General features: G+C 69.6%; 23 protein-coding genes. 17 read left to right on the top strand and 6 right to left on the bottom strand.

From position 1 onward, the window contains the following. Window positions 1–99 precede the first annotated feature (99 nt). Window positions 100–2,985, bottom strand: a complete 2,886-nt coding sequence (locus C471_RS06530) for a M14 family metallopeptidase (RefSeq protein WP_049909053.1) — start codon at window positions 2,983–2,985, stop codon at window positions 100–102. Window positions 2,986–3,257: 272 nt separating this feature from the next. Between C471_RS06530 and C471_RS06535 the strand changes: the two genes are divergently transcribed. From C471_RS06535 to C471_RS06560, 6 genes are all read left to right on the top strand, one after another. Then, window positions 3,258–3,833, top strand: a complete 576-nt coding sequence (locus C471_RS06535) for a hypothetical protein (protein ID WP_004047275.1) — start codon at window positions 3,258–3,260, stop codon at window positions 3,831–3,833. A 265-nt stretch (window positions 3,834–4,098) separates the two neighbouring features. Continuing rightward, window positions 4,099–4,188 carry an HVO_2523 family zinc finger protein gene (locus C471_RS18275; protein WP_303645069.1) on the top strand — a complete coding sequence of 30 codons (90 nt, stop codon included), beginning with the start codon at window positions 4,099–4,101 and terminating at the stop codon, window positions 4,186–4,188. A 161-nt stretch (window positions 4,189–4,349) separates the two neighbouring features. Next, window positions 4,350–5,315 carry a phytoene/squalene synthase family protein gene (locus C471_RS06545; RefSeq protein ID WP_004047277.1) on the top strand — a complete coding sequence of 322 codons (966 nt, stop codon included), beginning with the start codon at window positions 4,350–4,352 and terminating at the stop codon, window positions 5,313–5,315. A gap of 17 nt (window positions 5,316–5,332) precedes the next feature. Then, on the top strand, window positions 5,333–5,542 hold the full coding sequence (locus C471_RS06550; protein ID WP_004047278.1) for a hypothetical protein: 210 nt from the start codon (window positions 5,333–5,335) through the stop codon (window positions 5,540–5,542). A 64-nt stretch (window positions 5,543–5,606) separates the two neighbouring features. Next, complete coding sequence (gene hisD / locus C471_RS06555; protein ID WP_004047279.1) at window positions 5,607–6,884, top strand: histidinol dehydrogenase; 1,278 nt, start codon at window positions 5,607–5,609, stop codon at window positions 6,882–6,884. A gap of 85 nt (window positions 6,885–6,969) precedes the next feature. Further along, window positions 6,970–8,124 carry a mechanosensitive ion channel family protein gene (locus C471_RS06560; protein ID WP_004047280.1) on the top strand — a complete coding sequence of 385 codons (1,155 nt, stop codon included), beginning with the start codon at window positions 6,970–6,972 and terminating at the stop codon, window positions 8,122–8,124. A 52-nt stretch (window positions 8,125–8,176) separates the two neighbouring features. On the opposite strand, the gene C471_RS06565 is transcribed toward C471_RS06560, so the two are convergent. Together C471_RS06565 and C471_RS06570 are read right to left on the bottom strand one after the other, a co-directional pair. Next, window positions 8,177–9,232, bottom strand: coding sequence for a hypothetical protein (locus C471_RS06565; protein ID WP_004047281.1), 1,056 nt, complete (start codon window positions 9,230–9,232; stop codon window positions 8,177–8,179). Then, entirely contained in the window at window positions 9,229–9,690 is a 462-nt protein-coding gene (locus C471_RS06570; protein ID WP_004047282.1) for a hypothetical protein, read from the bottom strand. The genes C471_RS06565 and C471_RS06570 overlap by 4 nt, the downstream gene beginning before the upstream one ends. Window positions 9,691–9,866: 176 nt before the next feature. On the opposite strand from C471_RS06570, the gene C471_RS06575 reads away from it, so the two are divergent. The 4 genes from C471_RS06575 to C471_RS06590 are packed head-to-tail and all read left to right on the top strand — an operon-like array spanning window position 9,867 to window position 14,484. Next, window positions 9,867–11,339: an extracellular solute-binding protein gene (locus C471_RS06575; protein ID WP_004047284.1), complete on the top strand. Its 1,473-nt coding sequence runs from the start codon at window positions 9,867–9,869 to the stop codon at window positions 11,337–11,339. Between the two features lie 12 nt (window positions 11,340–11,351). Then, the gene (locus C471_RS06580; protein ID WP_004047286.1) at window positions 11,352–12,359 is read left to right on the top strand and encodes a carbohydrate ABC transporter permease; all 1,008 of its coding nucleotides are present in this window, start codon (window positions 11,352–11,354) and stop codon (window positions 12,357–12,359) included. A gap of 53 nt (window positions 12,360–12,412) precedes the next feature. Then, complete coding sequence (locus C471_RS06585) at window positions 12,413–13,354, top strand: carbohydrate ABC transporter permease (RefSeq protein WP_049909063.1); 942 nt, start codon at window positions 12,413–12,415, stop codon at window positions 13,352–13,354. A 2-nt stretch (window positions 13,355–13,356) separates the two neighbouring features. Beyond that, window positions 13,357–14,484 (top strand): ABC transporter ATP-binding protein, encoded by a 1,128-nt coding sequence (locus C471_RS06590; protein WP_049909056.1) that lies wholly within the window; start codon window positions 13,357–13,359, stop codon window positions 14,482–14,484. Window positions 14,485–14,541: 57 nt separating this feature from the next. On the opposite strand, the gene C471_RS06595 is transcribed toward C471_RS06590, so the two are convergent. Next, window positions 14,542–15,618 (bottom strand): TrmB family transcriptional regulator, encoded by a 1,077-nt coding sequence (locus tag C471_RS06595; protein ID WP_004047290.1) that lies wholly within the window; start codon window positions 15,616–15,618, stop codon window positions 14,542–14,544. Window positions 15,619–15,867: 249 nt separating this feature from the next. On the opposite strand from C471_RS06595, the gene C471_RS06600 reads away from it, so the two are divergent. Next, window positions 15,868–17,328, top strand: a complete 1,461-nt coding sequence (locus tag C471_RS06600) for a glycoside hydrolase family 68 protein (RefSeq protein WP_004047292.1) — start codon at window positions 15,868–15,870, stop codon at window positions 17,326–17,328. Between the two features lie 96 nt (window positions 17,329–17,424). Then, on the top strand, window positions 17,425–17,922 hold the full coding sequence (locus tag C471_RS06605; RefSeq protein WP_004047294.1) for a zinc ribbon domain-containing protein: 498 nt from the start codon (window positions 17,425–17,427) through the stop codon (window positions 17,920–17,922). Here C471_RS06605 and C471_RS06610 read toward each other — a convergent pair. Next, window positions 17,919–18,521, bottom strand: coding sequence for a TetR/AcrR family transcriptional regulator (locus C471_RS06610; RefSeq protein ID WP_004047295.1), 603 nt, complete (start codon window positions 18,519–18,521; stop codon window positions 17,919–17,921). The genes C471_RS06605 and C471_RS06610 overlap by 4 nt on opposite strands. Window positions 18,522–18,822: 301 nt before the next feature. Between C471_RS06610 and C471_RS06615 the strand changes: the two genes are divergently transcribed. Then, window positions 18,823–20,280 (top strand): MATE family efflux transporter, encoded by a 1,458-nt coding sequence (locus C471_RS06615; protein ID WP_004047296.1) that lies wholly within the window; start codon window positions 18,823–18,825, stop codon window positions 20,278–20,280. 39 nt (window positions 20,281–20,319) lie between these two features. On the opposite strand, the gene C471_RS06620 is transcribed toward C471_RS06615, so the two are convergent. After that, window positions 20,320–22,641: a GH32 C-terminal domain-containing protein gene (locus C471_RS06620; RefSeq protein ID WP_004047299.1), complete on the bottom strand. Its 2,322-nt coding sequence runs from the start codon at window positions 22,639–22,641 to the stop codon at window positions 20,320–20,322. A gap of 90 nt (window positions 22,642–22,731) precedes the next feature. Between C471_RS06620 and C471_RS06625 the strand changes: the two genes are divergently transcribed. From C471_RS06625 to C471_RS06640, 4 genes are all read left to right on the top strand, one after another. Further along, window positions 22,732–23,097 carry a HesB/IscA family protein gene (locus C471_RS06625; RefSeq protein ID WP_004047301.1) on the top strand — a complete coding sequence of 122 codons (366 nt, stop codon included), beginning with the start codon at window positions 22,732–22,734 and terminating at the stop codon, window positions 23,095–23,097. An 86-nt stretch (window positions 23,098–23,183) separates the two neighbouring features. Beyond that, window positions 23,184–23,429 carry a DUF5816 domain-containing protein gene (locus C471_RS06630; protein WP_004047303.1) on the top strand — a complete coding sequence of 82 codons (246 nt, stop codon included), beginning with the start codon at window positions 23,184–23,186 and terminating at the stop codon, window positions 23,427–23,429. 157 nt (window positions 23,430–23,586) lie between these two features. After that, window positions 23,587–23,925 (top strand): DUF7116 family protein, encoded by a 339-nt coding sequence (locus C471_RS06635; protein WP_004047306.1) that lies wholly within the window; start codon window positions 23,587–23,589, stop codon window positions 23,923–23,925. An 81-nt stretch (window positions 23,926–24,006) separates the two neighbouring features. Continuing rightward, window positions 24,007–24,207, top strand: a complete 201-nt coding sequence (locus C471_RS06640) for a dodecin (RefSeq protein WP_004047307.1) — start codon at window positions 24,007–24,009, stop codon at window positions 24,205–24,207. The last annotated feature ends 57 nt before the right edge of the window (window positions 24,208–24,264 follow it).

Here is a 24,264-nt window from a genome sequence, read left to right on the forward strand (position 1 = left end):
ACGACGGGAGAGTCGAGGATCTGCTGAGAGATTCGGCGAGTGCGATACCACGGACCGGATGTCGAGCGCCAAAATGTCGCCGTCCCTCGTGGTGCGGAGCTACCGTACCTCACCCCACGTGCCGACGAGTTCGCCCTCGTAGAACCGACGCTGCTGGAACCCGAGCGCGTTGCAGATCATCGTATGGCCCATGAACGAGACGGCGTAGTCGGCCATCCCGAACGGGTGGAGCTCACGCTGGTTGGCCGGTGGAAGGATAGAGCCGAGGAGACTGATCTCGGCGTCGCCAGCCCCGAGTGACCCGGCGGCCACGCCGTCACCGACGACCTCCTCGCCCTCCGATGACTCCTCGACACCCTGCATCCGTCCGGCGATGTCGCCGCCAGCAGCCGTGAAGGCGTCGTCGTCGATGACTGTCGCCGGTTGGTCGTTTTCATTGGGAACGTACCCGATCTGCGGACTCTTCCACATCTCGCGCTGGAGCGGCCTGATGTCGTCGAGCAGGTAGTGGTCGAAGTCCCGATCCGCCAAGTTCGCGATCCCGACCTCGATCGTCTGGATGTCCTCGGCAGACAGCGCTCCGGCGTCCCCCACGTCGAGTCGGTCGAGGAGGTACAGGCCCGTGTCCGTCAACACGAGATCGCCGCCCGCCTCGACAAACTCCTCGATCGCCGCGACGTACTCGTCGCTGTCACGACCGACATCGTGAGAGACGACGAGTTTGTCGTACCGACGCTTGCCGGAGTTGCCACGCATCAGGCGGCCGATCTGCACGTCGTGGACTCGCACACCCTCCATGCTCCCAGACTCCAGGTTCGGTTCGAGGTCGGCGAAGAACTGCATCGGATTGACGACGTACTCCTCCTGGGAGTACCCGAAGGCCTCCTCCGGGTCGGGGTGTTCCTCCTCGCTCTCGACGGTGACGAAGTCGGCCTCGACCGCTCCGTCACCGTCGAACTCGATCGACCAGTCGCCTTCCGCCGGTCTCGGGACGTAGAAGCTCCGGTCGTCCGTCTCGCCGAGATCGATGGTCCGAACGGCTTGCCCTCCCGGATTGATCAGCTTCACGACGCCCTCGTCGGTCCCGCTGTCTGAGAGTCGCACTGCGAGGGAGTGCGTCCGACTCCGAGCGGGGGCGTCTGCCCGTCCGGACGGGCCCGGCTGCACCGTCCCGTGTCGGGTTTGGACCTCGGTCGCCCGTTCTCGGCCGGGGGCACCGCCATTTCCGGGACCACCGCCATTTCCGGGGCTCTCGTCGGTGTGCGACAGATCGGCCGACTTACGGGTGAGTTCCGAGGTCGTTACGTAGGCGGTGTCCTGACCGCCCGTCGCGACCGTCGCGTCGGTGTCCGCTGCGCACATCTCGGCGAACTCGCGCATCGAGATCCGATAGGTGGTCGCCAAGTGGCGCTCGATGTACGGGCGCCAGTTCACCCAGGCCCGCATCGCGAGTTCGGGGGCGACCGTGACGGCACCGAGACCGCCGAACTCCTCGGGCTGACCCGCCCATCCGAGCAGTCCGCCGGTGATGTTGTAGCCCAGCGAGTCGTAGATCGAGCCGTAGTCGAGCAGCTCGTCCGGAACGTAGTCGTCGGGGTCGCCGAATATGGTGTCCTTCCCCGCACGGGTAGTGTCGGCGGCGATCGCCTCCGGACTCTCCCACCGGTCGGTCATCGCCGCGTCGATGCGCTTGTTCACCTCGTCGAGGTTGTGGGTGCCGTCGTGTTCGTAGGCAGCGTTGGACTCGAGGTTCAACACCATCGTGTCCGCGAACCCCATCATGTGGTAGTCACAGAGGTACTCGACGTTGTCGTACCCGCGGAGGTGGCCGACGGTCGACAGTGCGTCCGGGACGACATCGTCGTACCCCACGTCGTAGCCGGGTCGTACGTCGGGGGCGTCCCCGTGGTCGGCCGGCCAGAACGCGGGATTCGCCCATCCGATCGTCGGGTACTGTCGGTTGGTGTCGACTTCCGACGCGTTCCCTCGGTAGTGGCCGTAATGGGGTGAGCCGAAGAAGGATTCGTACGGGTTCGGTCCGAACTGCGGCTTGCGGACCGTCCAGCCGTCCGGGTTGACGTAGACCCAGACGATGACGATGTCGTCGAGGAGGTCGGTGAATTCGTCGGCGTCGCCGCTGACGGCGTCCTCGATGATCCGGCTCCCGGCCTCGACGCCGGCGCGCTCGTTACCGTGGATGCCGACGATGAAGACCGCCTTGTCCTTCTCCTGGAACGACGCCTCGTCTTGAATGTCGTTGGTGAGTTCCGCGACGTAGATGTCCTGCGGGTCGGAGTCGTCGCCGGTGAAGAAGTTCTCCCAGCCGGGCCCCTGCCCGATCCGGTGGACGCGGACCATGTCCGGATACTCCGCCGCGAGGTGGTCGAGCCCCTGACCCACCTCCGGATGCGAGAGGAAGTCGCGCGCGTTCTCGACGTCGGGGAAGACGCTGTCCGCGTAGGGCTCGTCCAGCCGCCAGAACGGGTTGGCACCCGGCGAGAAATCGACGTGGTCGATGCCGCCGATCTCGTCGAAGGCGAACGCGAGTTCCTGTGCCGTGACGTTGGCGTGTGCAGACGGACTGGGACTGTCACGCGTCACCGCCTTCGGCGCTCGGTCGTCCTCGTCGATGTCCCAGTCGGGGTCACCGAACTCGTCGTAGAACGCGTCCAGCGACCCGCCGTCCGCGAACTCGATCGCGAGAGCGGCCTCGTACTCCGCGGGCGTCGAGTTGACGACGAACTCCGCGAGGTCCGTCATCGAGTCGTCCGTGACAGCCATTTGGGCCTCGCTCTGCCCGGCTGCCGCGCCCGGAAGCGAGAGCGCCGCTCCGGTCACGGCCGCAACCCGGAGGAACGTCCGTCGATCGACCGCCTCACCGTCGAACCTGTCTTCGTCCAGCGCCACCGCCTCTCGATAGGTGTACCGGGACGAGGTACCCGCTCGTTCTCCTGAAGCGTCTTCGCCTGTCTCTGGTTGTGTCATTGTGTAACGTGGGTGTCGCCACCGATTAGCAGAGTGACACCTACAGGCTAATAAGTTTAATCACCGCCGTTCACATAGGATTTTTTTAGTTTATTGTCGAGCTCGCTGACGGGATCAACACGCTCCGGCCGGATCCGCGCCGAGAGGATAGGCGGGAAGCTCGGTGAGCAGTAGGACCGGATCCGACGCGGTCTCGACGGACTCCCCGACCCCGTTATCAGCCGCGTGAATCGGCGTGTAACCCTTTTTACCGGCGACGGGGACCGTCGCGTATGGAACTCTCTCGACGCGGTATGCTCGGCGGGGTCGGGGCGGCGCTGGCGGTCGGCGCCGTCGGGTTCGCCGGCGCTACCTCGGTGGCGGACGGCGTGGCGATCGGCGGCGGGACCGCTTCCGGCTGGGACACGGTCGTCGGCGGTGCGATCGACGGCGACGCGGCCGGCGACGACGAGAGCGACGAGTCCGGGTCGGTCCCGGTCGATCCCGACGCCCCGTTCGAGGCGCGACTGCTCCGCGACGGCGACGACGACCGACGGCTCTTCGGCGCCGGCGACTTGGACCGCGTTCAGGGCGTGATCGCCGAGGGCGACGAACACCTCGTGTACGTCTCGCTCGGCGACGCGGGAATCGACGCGTTACAGGCGGGGCTGGCGGACGCCGGCGCGACGGACGATCCGGAGGGGTTCGTCGTGTCGATGACGCTCGACGGGACCGAGGTCAGGCGGGTCGAACTGGACGGGGCGACGGTGTCGGCGCTGACCGACGAGGAATGGGGCGGCGTGTTGACGCTCCCGTTCGGCGAGGAGTCAGTCGCGAAGTCGGTGTACGACTCCTTGGCCGACGCCTGACTCCGCGCGACCCACCGGTACGGCGCAACTCCAGATCGGTGCCCCTCCCAGATCGGCGCCCCTCCCGGATCGGCGCCTCTCCCGGATCGGGTCCCTCCCGGATCGGCGCCCCTCCCGGATCGGCGCCCCCGCCGAGGACAGCGGTTATGCCGGACGGGTCCGTTTGACCGGTATGAGCGACGCCGAGGAGAGGGCGAACGGCGCCGGGGGCGCGGAGAGTGCCGGATCGGGGGCGACAGCCGACGCCGGCGGCCGGCCCTGTCCCCTGTGTGAGACCCCGATGTACCACCGCCACTGCAAGTACGTCTGCCCGGAGCACGGGGTCGTGTACGACTGCTCCGACACCTTCTACTGACGCCGGCGATCGCGGCGGGAGAACCCGACCGCCGGCGGCCGGTGAGGCATCCACCGGATATCGAACTGTGCTGTGCGAACTGTTATGTTCTTGCAGTCCGACCCGTATGTTATGATTGGCGACCCGCTATCGACCTTCCCTGCCGGCTGTCAGAGGTCAGCATGGTAGAGAAAACGCAGGTTGCCCGGGGGAAGCGGATCCAGCGTCGGACCGGGAAGACGTTTCACGTCGCGACTCGGCTGCTTCCGGAGCGGATCCGTCACCCGACGTACGTGCTGTACGGCTTCTTCCGGATCGCCGACGAGGTCGTCGACGCCGCGGACACCGCGCCGCCGGACGAGCAGCGGGCGGAGCTCGACCGGCTCCGCAGGGCCGCGCTGGGCGAGGAAGCGACCGACGATCCGGTGTTGGAAGCGTTCGCCGCGGTCTGCGACGAGCACGGCATTCCCGATGCGGACGTGAACGCGTTCGTCGACGCGATGGCGAGCGACATCGACACGGACCGGTACGAGACCTACGAGCAGCTGGAGTCGTACATGGACGGCTCCGCGGCTGCCGTCGGCCGGATGATGACGGCGATCATGGAGCTCGACGGGGAGGCCGAGTCGAAGGCGCTCCCCCACGCGACGAAGCTCGGCGAGGCGTTCCAGATGACGAACTTCATCCGGGACGTGCGCGAGGACGTGGTCGAGCGCGACCGGGTGTACCTCCCGCTGGAGACGCTCCGTCGACACGGCGTGAGCGAGGATCAGCTCCTGAACCTGGAGTTCGACGCCGACGTGGCGGCCGCGATCCGCGAGGAGCTCGCCCGGACCGAACGGCTCTACGAGGAGGGGGTCGCCGGGATCAAGTACCTCCCCGAGGACTGCCAGCTCGCGGTGTTGCTCGCGGCGGTGCTGTACGCGGACCACCACCGGCTGATCCGGAACCTGGGGTACGACACGGTGTCGACGACGCCGGAGCTGTCGTTCACTCGCAAGATCTCGCTGCTCGTCCGGACCCGCTGGAAGTGGCAGTGGAACAAGGATCCCGAGGCGGTGTTCTACGAGATGTGCGGCGGCTTCGACGCCGGCCGCGACCACCGCGAGCACGGGCCGCACGGGCCGGGGATCGCCCAGTCCGACTGAATGGGAGGCGGGGAGACGTGAACAGGTCCCGGTTCGTCGGTCTCGCTCTCGCCGCGTTCGGAATCGTCTTCCTGTCGTTCGTCGTCCGCGGGACGACTCGGCTCGTCGCGCCCTACGAGGTCGCCGTGGCGCTGTCGGCGCCGATCCTCTTCGCCGCCGCCGCGTTGTTGGTCGGGCTGGTCGCGCTCGCGACGCTGGACGCGACCGGGATCCGGCCGCTGGAGTGAGCGGGGGGTTCGGCGCCGGGGCGAGAGTCGGAACGCCCTTTTGACCGCGGCACCGAGTCCGGGTATGGATGTACGAACCGTCGCCGACCTCTCGCCGGCCGAGCGCCGCGCCTTCTTCGAGCGCGACGCGGGCGTCGACGCGGTCCGCGACGACGTGAGCGAGATCGTCGGTCGGGTTCGCGAGGAGGGGGACGTGGCACTGCGGGAGTTCTCCGAGGAGTTCGACGGCGTGACCGTCGGCAACATCGACGTGACGGACGACGCGGAGCGCGCGCACGCCGAGCTCGACGACGCGGGCGACCCGGTGCTCGACGCGGTCCGCGAGGCGGCCGCGAACATCCGCGCGTTCCACGAGCGACAGCGCCCCGAGGACTGGCGCGAGGCGTTCGGCGACCGCGAGCTCGGCCGCCGGTTCCGCCCGCTCGATCGGGCCGGGGTGTACGTGCCCGGCGGCGCGGCGGCGTACCCCTCCAGCGCGCTGATGGGCGTGATCCCGGCGACCGTGGCGGGCGTCGACCACGTCTCGGTCGCGACCCCGCCCGCCGAGGAGCTGAACCCGGTGACGCTCGCGGCGATCCACGAGGCCGGCGCCGACGCGGTGTACCAGGTCGGCGGCGCGCAGGCGATCGGCGCGCTCGCGTACGGCACGGAGACCGTGACGAACGCGCAGAAGGTCGTGGGCCCCGGCAACAAGTGGGTCACCGCCGCGAAGGCGGTCGTGCAGGGCGACGTGGAGATCGACTTCCTCGCGGGGCCGAGCGAGGTGCTCGTGCTCGCCGACGGGGGGGCGGACCCCGACCTCGTCGCGGCCGACCTCGTGGCGCAGGCGGAGCACGACCCGAACGCCTCCGTGGTCGCGGTCACCGACGACGCGGACCTCGCTTCGGCGGTCGCCGAGGCGGTCGACGAGCAGGTCGCGGGCCGCGAGCGCGAGGAGACGATCCGGGCCGCCCTCGACAACGAGGCCTCCGGCGTGCTCCACGCGCGTTCGATGCCCGAGGCGGTGCTGTTCGCCGAGGAGTACGCGGCCGAGCACCTCTCGATCGTCGCCGACGACGACGAGGCGCTCCTCGATCGGATCTCGAACGCGGGCTCGGTGTTCCTCGGCCCGTACTCGCCCGTGGCCGCGGGCGACTACGCGACCGGGACGAACCACGTGCTTCCGACGAACGGCGGCGCGAAGCGCTACGGCGGGCTCTCGGTCGATACCTTCCTCCGGTCGTCGACGGTCCAGCGGCTCGACCGCGACGCGCTCGACGGGCTCTCCGACACGATCACGACGCTCGCGGAGGCCGAGGGGCTGGAGGCGCACGCGGAGAGCGTCCGGAAGCGGTTCGAGTAGCCGCGGTTCGGAAGATCCAGTCGTCGGCCGTCGGCAGGCACTCGCCGCAGAAACGGTTATCTCTCGCTGTCGCGTCTCAGGCGACATGATTCCCTCCCTGCCCGCGTTGTTCGAAGGGCTCACCGCGGTCGAGGCGACGGTCGCGGTCCTCGCGGTCTCCGTCGTCGCCGCCCTCGGGATGGAGTTCGTCGTCCTGCGTGTCGCCCGCCGGTACGTCTCGGCCACCGACTCCGGGTACGACGACATCGTCATCTCCTCGCTTCGCGCGCCGCTCGTCGTCACCGCCGCGCTCGCCGGGGTGTTCGTCCTCACCCAGGTCCCCGCGATCCGATCGTCCGTCCTCGTCGACCCGCAGCTGCTCGACGACATCTTCGGTCGGCCGTCGCTGTCGGTCATCGTGCTGGTGTGGGCACACGCCGCGAACGGCGTCGTGAACCGGGTCGTCGCCGCCGTCAACGAGGAGGGCAGCCGGTTCGACTTCGCGCCCGTCTTCTCGAACGTCTGGACGCTCGCGGTCCTCGTCGGCAGCGCCGGGACGCTGCTGTGGCTGTGGGGCATCGAGATCACGCCGCTCCTTGGCGCCGCGGGGGTCGCCGGCATCGCGGTCGGCTTCGCCGCGAAGGACACGGTCGCGAACTTCTTCGGCGGCATCGCGCTGTACTTCGACGACACCTACAAGATCGGTGACTACATCGTCCTCGACGACGGCACCGCGGGGACCGTGATCAAGGTCGGCGTGCGCTCGACGACGCTTCTCACCCGCGACGAGGTGCTGGTGACGGTTCCGAACGCCGCGCTCAACGCCGCGAAGGTGACCAACGAGTCCGCGCCGCAGAGCCGGCGTCGCGTCCGCGTCCCGATCGGCGTCGCCTACGGGACCGACATCGACGCGTTCGAGGCGCTCGCGGTCGAGGTCGTGGGGGCGGAGCCGCTGGTCCTCGACTCCCCGAAGCCGCGGGCGCGGCTCCGCTCGTTCGGGGACTCTGCGCTGCAGTACGAGCTGCTCTGTTGGGTCAGGGGACCGACGCGACGGCGGCGCGCCCAACACGAGCTCAACCGCGCGCTGTACAAGGCGCTGGCCGCGGCCGACATCGAGATCCCCTACCCCAAGCGCGACGTGACGGTCACCGCCGCGGCCGACGGCCCCGATCCCGGCGTCGCCGACAGGCAAGCGGGCGCTCCGTCGCCCGCCGCCGACGAGCCGGCCGCGGCGGCGCGCGACGGCGACCGGGCGGGGTGAGCGGGGCAACTCGATCGTCGCCTCGGCGCCGCCGAGCGCCTCGGCGCCGCCCTCAGGACCGGTCGGCGAAGACGACCGCGTCGCAGTCGGCGCAGGCGCGGACGGCGCGCTCGGGGTCGCCGCTGACGCCACCGGGGCCGCCACAGCAGTTCCGGAGGGTCGTCTCGCGGACCGGCCCGTCGCAGACGGGACACGTGTCGAGGAACGCGCGGAGCGGCCGCGCCGCCCGCCGGGCGACCGCGTCGTCGACGCCCCGCTCGCGGAGCGTCTCCGCGGCCGCCGTCTCCGCCAGCGCGACCGGGCGGCTCAGCCAGGCGTCGCGCCCGCCGGCGAGCAGGATCCGGCCGTCGTGGACCCGGCCGTCGATGCCGGGGCCGGCGAGCGCCGCCGCGCGCTCGGCGAGCGCCTCGTCGGGGCCGCGACGGAGCGCGTCGATCCGGTCGGCGAGCGCGGCGCGGAACGAGTCGTCGAGGAGGAGCGTCTCGCCGTCGTCGACGAGCACGCCGGCGTCGACGAGCGTCGCCACGAGAGCCTCCGGGTCGACCGGACCGCCGTCTCCGCGGCTCTCATTGCCCTCGTCGTCCGCACTCCCGGCACTCGGGGCGATGCCGGCGTCGTGTCCGGGACCGAGGGCCGGCTCGCCGACCTCCGCGTCGCCTTCCGCCGGTTCGCCGTTTGCCGGGTCGCCCTCAACCGGGGCGCTCTCCGCCGGATCGCCCTCAACCGGGTCGCCCTCCGCCGGATCGCCATCGGCCGGGCCGTCCCCCGCCGCTTCGACCGTAACCTTCCCGTCGGCGAGCGAGTCGGAGTCGATCCCCGCGCGGTGGTCGGGCCCGACGTCGATCGGGAGCGGGGCGACGAGCCGCGGGGCGAACCGCGGCGTTCCGGGGACGACGTAGCCGCGGAGCCAGATCGCCGCGCCGCCGAGGGCGGCGGCGAGGAGGCCGAGCGACCGGCGGCGCCGCGAGAGCAGGCCGGCGACGACCGCGACGCCGAGCGCGTTGACGAGGGTGCAGGGGAGACAGCGGTTCTCGCCGGTGTGCTCGGGATCGGCGAGGGCCTCGACCGCGTCGCGCAGGGCGCCGGGGCCCGACCGGTCGTCGCTCATAGGTCCACCCCGGGAGTGTGCTGGAGCGGCTCGCCGTGGACGGCGCGGTAGGCGCGGGGGAACGCCGCGAGCCCGAGCGGCTGCACGATCCCGCCGAGCAGGGCGAGCCACAGCGAGCCGGCCGCCGTCGCCGCCGCCGCGACCCCGACCGTCGAGAGGAGGAAGAGGGCGCTGAAGTAGCCGACCCGAAGGGGGAGCGTCGCCAGCTCGCCGCGGCGCGGCCACGCGCCGACGTCGAGCGTCTTCGCCCGGAACAGCGCGAGCGCGACGCTCCCGAACCCGATCGCGAGGAGCCCGGCGATCGGGACCGCGTCGGGGGAGCGCGTCTGGAGGACGAGCACCGCGACGAACGCGGGCGACGACAGCAGCGATATCTCCGCGCCTCCGAAGAACACGCGTTCGAGCCACTGAACCGCCCCGTCTCGTAGCCGTCCCACGGTCGCGCCGGTTGAACCCATGACTGACAGCCACTCGGCGCTCGGGATCCATAGCCGTTCCGACGGAACCGAGAGGAGACGCGCGGGAGTCGAGAAGCGCGGTCAGTCGGCGGTCCGTCGCGAACGCGCGCGCTCGATCAACAGTGAGTGTTGGCAACAATAATTATATATAGGCGGATTTAGTAACAACAGCTGTAATGGTCGACAGTGAATCCGATCACGAGACCGGACGTGTGGGGGTATCGCGGCGACAGTTCCTGGAGGCGACAGGCGCCGCTGGGGCGGCCGTCGGGCTCGCCGGCTGTTCCGGCGGCGGGGGCGGCGACGGGCCGATCCAGATTACGATGGACAGCGAGTGGGCGGGGATCTCCGACTCGGTCAGCCAGAGCCTCCACGACGCGGGGCTCGACGAGGAGATCGAGATCGAGATCCTGCCGGGCGACTTCGAGTCGGGCGCGCGCCGGTCCGAGTTCACCTCGGCGCTGGACGCCGGGCGGGCCAGCCCGGACATCTTCATGATGGACTCCGGGTGGACGATCCCGTTCATCGCGCGCGGCCAGCTCGTGAACCTGAGCGAGGAGCTCTCCTCCGAGACGCTCGATTACGTCCAGAGCGACTACCTCGACAGCGCGGTGAGCACCGCGAGCGACCCGGGGAGCGGCGACCTGTTCGGGCTCCCGCTGTTCCCGGACTACCCGGTGATGCACTACCGGAAGGACGTCGTCGAGGACGCCGGCTACGACCCCGAGGGCGAGAACTGGGCGACCGAGCCGATGAGCTGGCAGGAGTTCGCCGAGATGGCCGCCGACGTGTGGGAGCAGAACGGCGGTCCCGACGGCGACGGCTTCGACTACGGGTTCACCACCCAGGCCGACAACTACGTCGGGCTCGCCTGCTGTACGTTCAACGAGACGATGACCGCCTTCGGCGGCGCGTACTTCGGCGACCACGAGAACCTCTTCGGCCCGATCGGCGACCGGCCGATCACGGTCAACGAGGAGCCCGTCCACGACACGATCCGCATGATGCGGTCGTTCATGGAGGGGCCCGACGCGGAGTACGCCCACCCCGACTTCCCGCAGATCTCGACGACCGACCTGCTGTCGTTCACCGAAGAGCCGGCTCGCGAGCCGTTCACGTCCGGGAACGCGATCTTCATGCGCAACTGGCCGTACGCGATCCCGATCAACCTCGACTCCGACAGCTTCGACCCGGCGGACTACGACGTGATGCCGCTCCCGTACGGCGTCGAGGCGGGCGAGGGCGCCTACGAGGGAACCGGCGGCCCCGCCGGGGCGCTCGGCGGCTGGCACCTCACGATCAACCCGAACACCCAGCGGCTCGACGAGTGCGTTCAGGTGCTGGAGGCGTTCGCCAACGAGGAGGTCATGACGAGCAACTTCGCCGAGGGCGGGTACCTTCCGCCGGACCCGTCGGTGACCGAGTCGGTCGACCCCGACGACGTGGGGGCGCTCGGCGACTTCCTGGACACGCTCGCGGTCGCGGGCCAGAACACGGTCCCGCGCCCCGTCACCGTGGCGTGGCCCGACCAGAGCCCGCAGGTCGCCTCCGAGGTCTCGGCCGCCTACCAGGCCGATAAGTCGCCGGAGCAGGCCATGTCCGACCTGCAGAGCTCGCTCGAATCGATCGAGTCAGACCTGGCCGAGTAACGAGGGCCGAGCATGTCAACCGACACGCGAGCGGACGAGGGGGGATCGCTGCTCGCCCGGCCGCTCAACTGGCTGGAGACGCAGAGCGAAGAGGTGTACGCCTACGTCCTGTTAGCTCCCGCGTTCCTGCTGCTCGCGGTCGTCGCCTTCTACCCGCTGATCGAGACGTTCCGGTTCTCGCTGCTCGCGGACGCGGTGGCGTCGGCGGATCCGTTCGGCGAGTTCATCGGCCTCGACAACTACGTCGACCTGCTGACCGGCGACACGAACTTCACGCAGCAGTTCATCTCGGTATCGACTACGGACTCGTTCCCGTTCGTCGAGTTCGGGGCGCCGTTCCTCCAGCAGGCGCTGTTCGTCACGCTGGCGTTCGCGATACTGAGCGTCCTCTTCGAGACGCTGATCGGGTTCGGGCAGGCGCTCGTGCTCGATCAGGACTTCTACGGCCGCCGGTGGGTCCGGGTGTCGATCATCATCCCGTGGGCCATCCCCATCGTCATCCAGGGGATGATCTTCTTCCTCCTGTTCAACCCGACCATCGGCTTCGGGACCGAGTTCATGCAGTGGCTCGGCGTGTTCGGCGACAACCCGCTGTCGAGCAGTTCGGACTCGTTCATGATCGTGTTGGTCGCCGACATCTGGAAGACGACCGCGTTCATGGCGCTGCTCATCCTGGCGGGGCTCCAGAGCATCGACCGCGGGCTCTACGACGTGGCGAAGGTGTCGGGCGCCTCGCCGTGGCAGCGGTTCCGGTACATCACCCTGCCGCTCGTGGCGCCGGCGCTGCTCGTCGCGATGCTGTTCCGGACGATGGACGCGATGCGCATCTACGGGCTGATCGACGCCACGGCGGGCTGTGAGACCGTGCCGTCGCTGACCTGCCTCGTGATCATCGCGCTGCAGAACAGTCGGCGCTGGGCGACGGCCTCCGCGGTGGCGTTCCTGACTGCGGTCGTCATCAGCGCGTTCGTCGTGTTGTACCTGCTCGCGCTGCGCAACAGCGAGGGAGGTGTCGCATGAGCGCCGACCCCACCGCCGACGAGTCGGCCGACGGGGACGACCCGACCGTCGAGATGGCGGAACAGGCGAAGGCGGACGAGCCCGAACTCGACCGCGGCCTCGTCGAGGCGTGGGCCGCGAAGATGATCTCCAACCCGGACCGCGCGTACCGGGCGACGTTCTACGTCGCGACGATATTCTTCCTCGTCACGACGCTGTTCCCGTTCTACTGGCTGCTCGTGGTCGCGCTGACACCGCGGAACAACCTCTCCGAGGTCGGCGTGTTCCTCCCGGCGGGGTTCAACCCGGCGGCGTTCATCGAGGTCTTCCAGACGCTGCCGTTCCACCGGTACGTGTTCAACAGCTTCCTGATCGCGACGATCGCGACCGTCGCGGTGCTGCTCGTCGGGAGCCTCGCCGGCTACGTGTTCGGTCGGCTCCGGTTCCGGGGACGCAACGCGATGCTGCTGTTGGTGCTCGTCACGTCCTTCTTCCCGCCGGCGGCGTTCTTCATCCCGCTGAACCGGCTGTTCAACACCAACGTCGACGTGTTGCGGCCGCTGATCTCGGCGGGGTCGCTGTACAACACCCCGTACGCGATCTTCATCCCGCTGTCGGCGATCTTCCTGCCGCTGTCGATCTTCATCCTGATGACGTTCTACTCGCAGATCCCCGACGGGCTGGAGGACGCGGCCCGCGTGGAGGGGACGACCCGACTCGGCGCGCTGTTCCGGGTCATCGTCCCGCTGTCGGCGCCGGGCGTCGCGACCGCCGGCGTGTTGACGTTCATCTCGGTGTACAACGAGTACTTCTTCAGCTCGCTGATGACCGACGGACGGCCCGGGAGCTGGGCCCCGATGCTCGAAGGGATACTGCGGTTCCAGGGCGAGTTCGAGGTGCTGTACAACCTCATGGCGGCGGCCAGCATCGTCGCGGTGCTGCCGGTCGCCATCCTCGTCGTCGTCGCGCAGGAGAAGATCGTGAGCGGACTCACCACGGGGGCGGTCAAGGAGTAACCATGGCATCAGTCACACTAGAGGGAATCACGAAACGGTACGAGGACGTAACGGCAGTCGACGACATGAACCTAGAGATCGAGGACGGCGAGTTCGTCACCTTCGTCGGCCCCTCCGGGTGCGGGAAGTCGACCACGATGGAGACGATCGCCGGCCTCACGCTGCCCACCGAGGGCACTATCGAGATCGGCGGGCGCGACGTGACGAACCTCCCGCCGAAAGACCGGGGGATCTCCATGGTGTTCCAGAACATCGCGCTGTTCCCCCACATGGACGTGTACGACAACATCTCCTTCGGGCTCCGGCTCCGGAAGTACGAGCAGGAGGAGGTGGACCGGCGCGTCGAGGAGGCGGCCGACATCGTCCAGCTGGAGGGGATGATGGACCGGATGCCGAGCGAGATGTCCGGCGGGCAGCGCCAGCGGGTCGCGATCGCCCGCGCCATCGTCCGGAATCCGGACGCGTTCCTGATGGACGAGCCGCTGGCGAACCTCGACGCGGAGCTGCGGGTCCACATGCGCACCCAGCTCCAGCGGCTCCACCGCGAACTCGACACGACGATCATCTACGTCACCCACGACCAGGCGCAGGCGATGACGATGTCCGACCGGATCGCGGTGATAAACAGCGGCGTCCTCCAGCAGGTGGCGCCGCCGCTGGAGTGTTACAACGAGCCCGCGAACCTGTTCGTCGCCGGCTTCATCGGGTCGCCCGCGATGAACTTCATCGAAGGGGAAGTCGTGGACGACGGCTTCGAGTCCGTCTACACGCAGATCGACTTCGACCCGGAGACCCACGGCGTCTCGCCGGGCCAGGAGATCACGGTCGGGATCCGCCCCGAGGACGTGTTCTTGGAGGCTGACTCCCGGAAGGCGGCCTCGCCGACGAAGGCGTTCGACGCCGTCGTCGACGTCATCGAGCCGATGGGGAAGGAGGTGAACGCCTACCTGCTGTTCGACCGCGACGTGGAGGCGAGCGCCGAGGGGCGCGGCGAGGGGCAGCTCCTCATCAACCTCGCGCCCGACACGGAGATCGCTGAGGGCGACGACATCCGGATCGTGATGGACCGCGAGAACGTCCACCTGTTCGACCGGGCGAGCGGCGACGCGATCACGCACTCACTGGAGTGACGGGGTCGCCGGGGGAGCGCTCCCGGCGCGGACCGAGTTTCCGAACGAGAGACGCCCTTATTCGACGCTCACGACCGTGATCCGGTGGGCCTCGACGGCCTCGACCATCGCGCCCCAGCCGCCGACCTCGACGGGGCCGTCGTCGGTCTCGACCACGAGGGCGACCCGACCGCCGTAGCTCGCGACGGTCTCGGCGGCCACGTCGTCGTCGCCGGTGACGATGACCTCGGAGAGGGGGCCTTCCACGACGCGGTCGGCACCGGTATCGGTGTCGGTCCCCTCGATCCGGACACGGACCGTGTCGCCGTCCCGGAGGAGCGGGGCCACGTCGCGGACGCAGTACCGGATGTCGATGTAGTCGATCGGCGGATCGTCGTCGAGAGCGGTGTAGATCGGCTCCCAGGTGTCCCACTGGGTCGTGAGGAAGTACCAGTGGAACACGTAGGTGTGGGTGCGGTCGTCGACGAGTACGCCGTACTCGTTGGTCGACCCGGCGTGGGGCGCGAAGCAGGTCCGCGTCCGGTCGACGATCACCACGAACGGGGAGGGGAGCCGGCGGTGGCGCGCCTCCGAGCAGACCTCGGCGAGGTCCTCCGCGTCGGGCAGCGACTCGGCGTCGCCGTTCGGCGTGTGGACGGAGAGGTTGACCCGGACGCCGTTCTCGGTTGCGGCCCGCAGCGCGGGGCGGAGCCGCTCGAAGTGCTCGACGCCGAGCGAGACGTTCACTTGCGTGTCGGCGTCGCGGATGAACTCGTCGGCGTTCTTGATCACCGTCTCAAAGCGGGTGACGATGCTGACGGTGGACTGCTCGACGGAGGGCTCGTTCCAGCGCCGCTCGATCTCCTCGGTCGCCTCGGTGAACCGGTTCGCTCGCGTCCGGAGGTCCTCGGTGATCTCGTCGAGGCTGTTGGCGCGGGCGTACAGCGACTCCTGCTCGTAGGTCTCGATGTAGCCGGCGCTCTCCAGGTCGCGCAACACGTCGTAGATCCGGGGGTCAGGGACCCCGCTGGCGTCGGCGATCCGGGTGACCGGCGCGGAGCCGAGTTCGAGGACGGTCACGTAGGCGTCCGCCTGATACGGCGAGAGCCCCGCGTCCTCCAGGGTCTCGGTGAGTTCTTCGCGGTCCACCTTCATCCTCCGCGTGCGGTTCCACGGCGGCTCGCGCGGTCGCGGCGACCCGCTCCGTCCGCGCGATCGCAGCCACCCGCCGCGCCCCGGGCGACGGCGACGCCTTTCGGTCGATATCGGTCGGTACGTGGTCCTGCCATGTCCTCAACTACCACGGCCGTGATAAAACGTTTTATTTCCGTGACGAGGGATCGCCGCCGACCGACCGCCGGTCCGACTGAAAAGGCTTTATTCGGTCGCTGACGGAGGACGCGTATGCACGAGACGCCGGAGAGCGACGGCGGTCGCTCGCGGTCGCGGTGGACCAGAGCGCAGGCCGCGTCGATCGAGCGCCGCCACGGGAACGTCGCGCCGCCGGCGGGCGCTCCCGCGGCCGACCCGTTCCCGGAACTCCACGTCTGGGACACGTGGCTGCTCCGCGACCGACACGGCGATATCGCCGACGTGGGCGGGTACCGACTGGCGTTCTCGCTGACGGCACCGGCCGACTTACTCCCCGGGAAACGCCACGACGTGGCCGAGATACGGTGTTTCTACTCGCCGGACGGGAGGGAGTGGCGCGACGCGGGTCCCGTGTTCGACGGCGGCGCGCTCGGCCAGCGCCAGTGGGCCGGCTCCGCGCTGTACGACGACGGGGAGGTCTACCTCTACTACACCGCCGCCGGCGACGAGACCGCCGACGAGATGACGTACACCCAGCGGATCGCGGTCGCGCACGGCGGAACGGTGCGCGCCGACGAAGGCGGGATCGAACTCTCCGGCCCGTGGACCCACGAGACGCTGCTGACGCCGGACGGCGAGTGGTACGAGACCGAGGCGCAGTCGCGCGGGATGACCTACACCTTCCGGGACCCGTGGTTCTTCGAGGACCCGGCGACCGGCGAGACGCACCTCCTGTTCGAGGCGAACGCGCCCGCGCCGGAGCGGGAGGGCGACGACCCGGCGACGGCGCACCGACGGGAGTTCAACGGCTGCGTCGGCGTCGCGGTCTCCGAGTCCGGCGACCCGCTCTCGTGGGAGCTCCGACCGCTTCTGCTGGACGCGGTCGAGGTCAATCAGGAACTGGAGCGCCCGCACGTCGTCGTCGCCGACGGCCGCTACTACCTGTTCGTCTGCAGCCACGTCCACACGTTCGCGCCGGGCGTGACCGGTCCCGACGGGCTCTACGGGTTCGTCGCCGACGCGCTCGACGGCGAGTACCGCCCCCTGAACGGGTCGGGACTGGTCGCCACGAACCCGCCCGAGGCGCCGTTTCAGGCGTACTCGTGGATGGCGTTCGCCCACGACGAGGAGGTGCTCGTCCAGAGCTTCCTCAACTACCACGACTTCGCGGGCGATTCGCTCGACGCGATCGCCGACCTCCCCGAGGCCGAGCAGCGCGAGCGGTTCGGCGGGACGCTCGCGCCGACGCTCCGGCTCGCGGTCGACGGCGACCGCACTCGGCTGCGCGGGACCCTCGACGCGTGGCGGATCCCCACCCCGGACGAGCCGCTGCCGCCGGCCGACGACTCGGAGCTTCCCGACGGCGACGCACTCGGGGGGCGAATCCGGGAAGGCGGGAGCGCCGGGGGGTACGTCGCGGGACCGAGCGGGGCTGTCGACGACGGGGCGGTCGACGACGGGATGATCGACGACGAGTCAGCCGACGGCGGAGGGGGCGAGTCGCTCCGCAACGCTGGATCCGGAGAGAGCGACGGTTCCCACGGCGCGATCTGACGGTCAGAGTTCCTCCGAGCGGTCATGGGCGGGAGAGCCGGCCGACCCCCGGACCTCGGTAGAAGGCTTATGACTAACCGTCCGATAAGTTCGGGCATGGAGCGAAGGACCTCGCAGAAGCGGCCCTGGCTCGCCGCCCTGCTCGGCGCGCTCGCGACCGGATTCGGCCACCTCTATCTCCGGCGGTGGCGTCGCGCGATCGGGTGGTTCGCGGCGCTGTTCGCGGTGAGCTACGCCTTCGTCGACCCGGCGGCGATCGAGGCGCTCGCGGCCGGCGATCCCGTCGACCCGCTGAGCGTCGCCCCGACCCTGATCGTGGGCGGCGCCAGCGCCGTCGACGCGTACGTTCTCGCCCGGGCGCAGAACGCGATCGCCAGAGCGAGAGACGCCGCCGACGGGTCGGTCGCCGCGGACGCGAGGGCGAGCGACGAGACCGGAGAGAAGGCGGAGAACTGTCCGAACTGCGGCAGGGAGGTAGACCCCGAGCTCGACTTCTGCCACTGGTGTACGGCGGACCTGTCGGGGAGCGCGGAGAGCGATGGCGTGGACGGGGGCGATAGCGGGGGCGCCGAAAGCGAGCGGTCGGGGCGCTAAGCGTCGACCCGCCGGAGCGTCGCGTCGACGTACTCCTCGGCGGTTGCTCGGGCACGCTCGTACTCGCTCACGTCGTCGAACACCACCGACCGGGTACGGGCGCCCTCGACGATCGTCAGCAGCGACCGCGTGACGCGGTCGGCGTCGACGTCCGCGAAGGCGTTCTCGTCGATCCCGTGATTGATGACGGCCTTGACCAGGTAACGGACGTACTCGTCGTTCTGCCGGAATCGCTCGGCGAACGCCTCGTTGTAGGGCGCCTGACTCCGCATCTCCAGCAGCGCGACGGACAGGTCGGGGTTCTCCTGCGGCGCGACGAGCAGCTTGTCGAGCAGAACCGTCAGGCGCTGTTCGGGGTCGGTGGTCTCGATCTCGCGGATGGAGGCGACGAACCGGTTCAGGATGTAGTCGAGAAACGCCGCCAACAGCTCCTCTTTCGTGTCGTAGTGGTAGTGTATCGCGGCGGTCGATTTGCCGTACTCCGCCGCGATCCGCTTTATCGTGAGATCGGCGTACCCGTACTCGCGGAGCGCGCGGTAGGTCGCTTTCATGATCTCCTCGTCCGTCTCCGAGAAGGTCCGCCCCGATGGTTCGGCCATGTCACGACGCTTCCGGCCACGGGCGAATAACGATTGCGGCCGAACGCGCGAAACACCTGTAAGAACTTACCGTGCCGTCATCCGTCAGAGACGGCTGAAAAGCATAGAAGCCAGGTTTTCGTAGTATTCCTCGGCCCAGAACATTTTTGACTGACTAGTTAGTAAGTTCGGTATCGACCACGATGGATGATAGAGCGACGGTGAACCCGACGACTGCGTTCCGTACCGGCCCCGAACGGACAGACACGGGGGGTCGCCCCTCGGTCGACGAACTCCGAAAGCGCGCGAGGGCGTCCCGCTGATGGGGCTCATCGAGCGCATCGACGCCCTGTTCAAGGGCCCCGAGGAGTTCGATCTCACGTCGGGCGGGATCGCGAAGCCGCTCTTCTTCCTCTCGATGCCGATCGTCGTCACCAACCTCTTCCAGACGGCGTACAACCTCGCGGACACGTTCTGGCTGGGGCAGTACAGCACGGACGCGCTCGCGGCGATCAGCTTCGCGTTCCCGATGGTGTTCCTGCTCATCTCGCTCGGGATGGGGATCTCCGTCGCCGGCAGCGTGCTCGTCGCCCAGTACACCGGGGCGGACGAGGCGCGCGAGGCCGAGTACGCCGCCTCGCAGACGGTGACGTTCGCGGTGATCGCCTCGGTGCTCCTCGGCGGCATCGGCTACTTCTTCGTCGGGGAGTTCCTGGATCTGATGGGCGCCTCGGCGGACGTGTTACCCCTCGCGTCGAGCTACATGGAGGTCATCTCGCTGGGGCTCGTCGCCATGTTCGGCTTCGCGGTGTTCATCGCGCTCATGCGCGGGTACGGCGACACGATCACCCCCATGCTCGTGATGTTCGGCTCCGTCGTGCTCAACATCGCGCTCGACCCGTTCCTCATCTTCGGGTGGGGGCCGTTCCCCGCGCTCGGGATCGAGGGCGCAGCGATCGCGACCGTGTTCTCCCGGGCGCTGGCGCTGATCGTCGGGCTGGCGATCATGTTCCGCGGAGTGCGCGGAGTCCGGATCAACCTCCGCGATATGGTTCCCGACGCGAGCTACCTGCGCCGGCTCCTCCGCATCGGCCTGCCGGCCTCGATCGAGGGGACCGGACGGGCGGTGTCGATGAACCTCCTGCTGTTCATCGTCGCACTGTTCCCCGACCCGGTCGTCGCCGCCTACGGGATCGGCACGCGGGTGTTCTCCGTGGTCTTCCTGCCGGCGATCGCGGTCGCCCGCGGCGTGGAGACGATGACCGGCCAGAACATCGGGTCGGGCAAACCCGACCGGGCCGAACGGGCCGCGAACCTGGCGGCCAAGACGCTGTTCGCGGTCCTCTCGGTCGCCGGCGTCGTCGTCTTCCTCGTCCCCGAGCCGATCGTCTCCGTGTTCGTCGGCGCCGAGCAGGCCGACGCCGGCCGCGTGGTCGCAGTCGGCTCGCAGTTCCTCCGCGTCGTCGCGCTGACGTTCGGCTTCATCGGGATCATGCGCGCGTACACCGGGAGCTTCCGCGGCGCCGGGAAGACGCTCACCGCCGCGGCCATCTCGGTGTTGATGCTCGGGATCGTCCGGTTCCCGATCGCGTGGGTCGCCGCCGGGCGGATCGGCGAGACCGGCATCTGGCTGTCGTTCGCGGTGTCGAACGTCGTCGGCGCGGCCGTCGCGTACGCGTGGTACCGGCGGGGGGCGTGGCGCCGCGGCGACCTCACCGACCGTGGCGTCGCCGGCGACATCGACGAGCCGGTGGCGGCCGCGGAGTCGACGGACGACTGAGCGACGAGGCGTCCGTTCGCCGATCGACGTTTCGGCCGCTCACTCCCCGCCGGTCGGCATCGCCTCGCCGAGCGCCCACGCCGACAGCGACGCGATCTCCGCGCGACCGCCCTCGGCGCGCATGGAGACGCCGACCGCGTCGTCGCGGGTGGGGTACACCCGGCTCGTGAGACAGCGCCGCCCGTTCGCGTAGATCTCGATCACGGAGCGGTCGAGGAAGACGCGCACGGAGAGCGGCTCGTCGTAGGGGGGGACCGCCATCGACTGTTCGTCGGCGAACGCGCGGGGGTCCAGACTCGACGGGGCGCGGTCGACCGACAGCGTCCCGTCGCGCGCGTAGCGGATCGGAGTGCATTCGGCGCGATCCGGCGTCTCGAACACCGAGAGCTCGACCAGCTCGGCGTCGTCGAGCGCGATCTCTGCCCGGATCTCGATCGCCGCGCCCGAAAGGTCGAGCCGGCGGCGGTCGTCGGGCGCGAGAGATATCGCCTCGTCGGCGGCGATCCGCTCCGTCCGGAGGTCGGTCACCTCGTCGGCGGGGCGCTGGCGGAGGTCGCCGTCGGGGCCGGACTCGATCACGCGGGGCAGCGAGAGCGCGCCCGACCAGCCGGCGTCCCACTGCGCGTCCACGTCGCGAGCCTCGGGGAGCCACCCCCACGTGAGCGAGCGGCCGGCGCCGTCGTCCGCGTCGCCGTCGTCTCCGTCGTCGCCGTCGTCGCCGTCGACACCACCGCCGTCGGCGTCGCTCCCGCCCGCGTCCGTCAGCGACTGCGGCGCGTAGAAGTCGCCGTGGTCGAGCAGCCCCTCTGACTCGACCGCGAACTCCCCGTCCTCGACGCTCCCGAGGAAGTAGACGACGTTCTCGTAGTCGGAGACGTGGAGGAGCCGGCGGTCGCCTAAATCGAGCAGTTCGGGGCACTCCCACACCGCGGCGGCGTCGGGTCCCCCGGCGAGCAGGGGACCCTCGTAGGTCCACTCGGTGAGCGTCTCGGAGGTGTACAGCAGGGCCGCACCGCCGCCGTCGGCGAGACCCGTTCCGATGAGATGGTACCAGCGGCCGCCCTCGCGCCAGACGTTGTGGTCGCGGAACTCGGCGCGCCAGTGCTCGGTTTCGAGCACGTCGAGGTCGGCCGGCGGCGACTCGATGACGGGATTACCCCCGTGCTTCTCCCACGACCGAAGGTCGGGGTCGTCAGTCGTCGCGAGGCAGGGAAGCTGATCGCGGCCGTTGCCGCCGGTGTACAGCAGGGTCGGGGTGCCGTCGTCGTCGACCGCACAGCCCGACCAGCAGCCGTCGCGATCGGGGCCGTCCGGGGAGGGCGAGAGCGCGACCGGCTCGTCGCGCCACGTCACGAGGTCGTCGCTGACGGCGTGGCCCCAGTGGATCGTGTTGTGGAAGGGGCCGGCGGGGTTGTACTGGTAGAAGACGTGATACCGCCCGTCCCACCGGATCAAGCCGTTCGGGTCGTTCAGCCAGTTCGCGGGCGGCGTGAGGTGGTACTTGGGGCGGCCGCCGGGACCGTCCTCGCCGGCGGCGTCGACCCGGTCGCGGAGCCGGCGCATGTCGCCCGCGTCGGTCGGGCGCGCCGGCGTCCCGTGGTCGACCGCGACGCTCCGGAGGCAGCCCGCGACGAGGCGGTCGCGCGTCTCGGCGAGTCCCGTGGCGTCCGGGTCGCGGGGCTCGCCGTGGCCCCCGTGACCGTCGCCGCCCGGCGGGTCGGCGAACAGGACGGGCGCACCGAGCCCGACGATCGCACCTCCGCCCTCACCGCGCTCGTCGAGTTCGGCGGGCTCGGCGCGACCTCCGACCCGCCACGAAACGGCCGTCACCTCGTCCGGGACCGCGGTGTCGCCGCGGACCGTCGAGGCGAGCGCCTCGCCGCGCCGGGGGAGCACGCGCTCGTACCCGACCGCCGGGACCGTGCCGCGGTCCCGGACGTGGTGCCGGAGCCCCTCCAGCGACGCCGTCGCCGGGTGGTCGGCGTACAGCGAGCGCCACAACACGCCGGTCGGTTCCGCGAGCGAGTCCTCGCCGACTCGGTCGGGCGGGACCGACTCCACAGAGAGGCGGTCGACCGACGCCATCGCGCGGAGCGTTAAGAGGAGGCCGCCGCCGTCGACGAGGTACGACTCGATCGTCTCGGCCGCGTCGCCGAGGGGGTCGCTCCCGGCAAGTGGCGCCGCGCGATGCCACCAGAGCGCGTCGAAGTCGGTGGAGACGTCGCGGTCGCTGAGCCCGTCGAACGCGACCGTCTCGACCGCGATCCCGTCGCGCGCGGCCAGCCAATCGGCCGCGGCGCGCTGCTCCTCGGAGAAGTCCCCGTCGGTGAGCATCCCGACGCGGGACGGCGACGCCGTCATACGCCTGTTCACTCGCCACCGAGTCAAAACCGTGTCGCCCGCCCCGCCGGCGCCGGCAGGGGTTTTATCGTGCGGACGGAACGTGTTCGCATGAGCACCGAAACGGTCGACACGGGAAGCGACCCGGCGATCGAGGTGACCCCAGACGCCGCGGAGGAGGCGCTCTCGCTCTTAGAGGGCGAGGGCCTCGACACGGAGGAGGCCGGACTCCGGCTGTTCGTCCAGCAGGGCGGCTGCGCGGGTCTCTCGTACGGGATGCGGTTCGACACGGAACCGGAAGACGACGACCTCGTCGTCGAACACCACGGGCTGCGCGTGTTCGTCGATCCGGCGAGCCGGAACTACATCGGCGGGAGCAAACTCGACTACGAGCACGGCCTGCAGGCCGCCGGCTTCGAGGTCGAGAACCCGAACGTCGTCTCCGAGTGCGGCTGCGGCGAGTCGTTCCGGACGTAGTCGGGTCGGTTGCGGTCCGCGGCGGACCGTCGGCGGTCTCACGGTCGAGTCACGCTTTTAAACGGTTCCAGCCGATACGGACGGGTATGAGTCTCGACGCGTCGACGACGGCCGACGGCGAGCGGGTGTACACGGACCGGACGCAGGTCGAGCGGGGCGCAGAGGGTCCCTTCTACGTCGTGTTCGCCGACGCCGACGGGTCCTCGCGGTGGGGGTTCCAATGCGGCAACTGCGAGTCGTTCGACACCGCGATGGACACGATGGGGCGGATCCAGTGTACGGAGTGCGGCAACCTCCGGAAGCCGGACGAATGGGACGCCGCCCACGAGTGAGCGGCGACTGTGTCAGAGGGCGGTACAGAGCAGTACGGGGACAGAGCGGTACGGGGACAGAGCGGTACGGGTGAAATCGCGAGCGATCGCGCCCGCGATCGCGAACGGCCGAAATCGTGAGAAAGTTTATCACGAAAGCCGGCCAACGTCGGAGTAGATGGCCACTGCGAGCATCCCACCGACGACGGAGGCCAGAGACGTCTTTCGCGAACTCGGGTACACCGTCTCCGAGGGCGGACAGGAGTTCGTCGCGGAGCGAAAATGGCGGCGCGTGCTCGTGACCGTGTTGTGCATGGAGGACGACGATCTCGAGCCGTATCTGGCCGACGGCGGCGACACACCGCGGCTCCGCTGTTTCGTCACGTGGCGCAACCGGGCGGGCGACCTGCGAGACCGGCTCGTCTCCACGAAACCCCCGTACGACTGGGCGGTGATCGGCATCGACGCCGACGGAGAGGACTTCGCGGTGATGGAAGGTGCGCCCGGCAGCCCCTGACGCCGGCACCCCGTCCCCGACAGCGTGCCCCCGTCCCCATCGCCTCCTTTTATATTACCGTGTGTCCAACTAGCGCGTGACATGGTGTTCAAGAAGATCACGCTGATCGGGACGAGCGAGGAGAGCTTCGACGACGCCGCCGACGACGCGATCGATCGCGCCGAGGACACGCTGGAGAACGTCTACTGGGCGGAGGTAGAGGAGTTCGGCGTCGAGTTGGAGAGCGCGGCCGACCGGCAGTATCAGGCGGAGGTCGAGGTCGCGTTCGAGCTGGAAGGCTGAGATCGGGCCGCGCCTCGTCGAGCGCCGGTTCGATCTTTCGGCGATCGGTAGGAGTTG

This window comes from Halorubrum saccharovorum DSM 1137 (assembly GCF_000337915.1).
GTDB lineage: Archaea > Halobacteriota > Halobacteria > Halobacteriales > Haloferacaceae > Halorubrum > Halorubrum saccharovorum.

Coding starts and splice junctions, on each gene's coding strand:
- C471_RS06530 (WP_049909053.1), bottom strand. CDS start 2,985: ATGACACAACCAGAGACAGGCGAAGACGCTTCAGGAGAACGAGCGGGT.
- C471_RS06535 (WP_004047275.1), top strand. CDS start 3,258: ATGGAACTCTCTCGACGCGGTATGCTCGGCGGGGTCGGGGCGGCGCTG.
- C471_RS06545 (WP_004047277.1), top strand. CDS start 4,350: ATGGTAGAGAAAACGCAGGTTGCCCGGGGGAAGCGGATCCAGCGTCGG.
- hisD (WP_004047279.1), top strand. CDS start 5,607: ATGGATGTACGAACCGTCGCCGACCTCTCGCCGGCCGAGCGCCGCGCC.
- C471_RS06560 (WP_004047280.1), top strand. CDS start 6,970: ATGATTCCCTCCCTGCCCGCGTTGTTCGAAGGGCTCACCGCGGTCGAG.
- C471_RS06565 (WP_004047281.1), bottom strand. CDS start 9,232: ATGAGCGACGACCGGTCGGGCCCCGGCGCCCTGCGCGACGCGGTCGAG.
- C471_RS06570 (WP_004047282.1), bottom strand. CDS start 9,690: ATGGGTTCAACCGGCGCGACCGTGGGACGGCTACGAGACGGGGCGGTT.
- C471_RS06575 (WP_004047284.1), top strand. CDS start 9,867: ATGGTCGACAGTGAATCCGATCACGAGACCGGACGTGTGGGGGTATCG.
- C471_RS06580 (WP_004047286.1), top strand. CDS start 11,352: ATGTCAACCGACACGCGAGCGGACGAGGGGGGATCGCTGCTCGCCCGG.
- C471_RS06585 (WP_049909063.1), top strand. CDS start 12,413: ATGGCGGAACAGGCGAAGGCGGACGAGCCCGAACTCGACCGCGGCCTC.
- C471_RS06590 (WP_049909056.1), top strand. CDS start 13,357: ATGGCATCAGTCACACTAGAGGGAATCACGAAACGGTACGAGGACGTA.
- C471_RS06595 (WP_004047290.1), bottom strand. CDS start 15,618: ATGAAGGTGGACCGCGAAGAACTCACCGAGACCCTGGAGGACGCGGGG.
- C471_RS06600 (WP_004047292.1), top strand. CDS start 15,868: ATGCACGAGACGCCGGAGAGCGACGGCGGTCGCTCGCGGTCGCGGTGG.
- C471_RS06605 (WP_004047294.1), top strand. CDS start 17,425: ATGGAGCGAAGGACCTCGCAGAAGCGGCCCTGGCTCGCCGCCCTGCTC.
- C471_RS06610 (WP_004047295.1), bottom strand. CDS start 18,521: ATGGCCGAACCATCGGGGCGGACCTTCTCGGAGACGGACGAGGAGATC.
- C471_RS06615 (WP_004047296.1), top strand. CDS start 18,823: ATGGGGCTCATCGAGCGCATCGACGCCCTGTTCAAGGGCCCCGAGGAG.
- C471_RS06620 (WP_004047299.1), bottom strand. CDS start 22,641: ATGACGGCGTCGCCGTCCCGCGTCGGGATGCTCACCGACGGGGACTTC.
- C471_RS06625 (WP_004047301.1), top strand. CDS start 22,732: ATGAGCACCGAAACGGTCGACACGGGAAGCGACCCGGCGATCGAGGTG.
- C471_RS06630 (WP_004047303.1), top strand. CDS start 23,184: ATGAGTCTCGACGCGTCGACGACGGCCGACGGCGAGCGGGTGTACACG.
- C471_RS06635 (WP_004047306.1), top strand. CDS start 23,587: ATGGCCACTGCGAGCATCCCACCGACGACGGAGGCCAGAGACGTCTTT.
- C471_RS06640 (WP_004047307.1), top strand. CDS start 24,007: ATGGTGTTCAAGAAGATCACGCTGATCGGGACGAGCGAGGAGAGCTTC.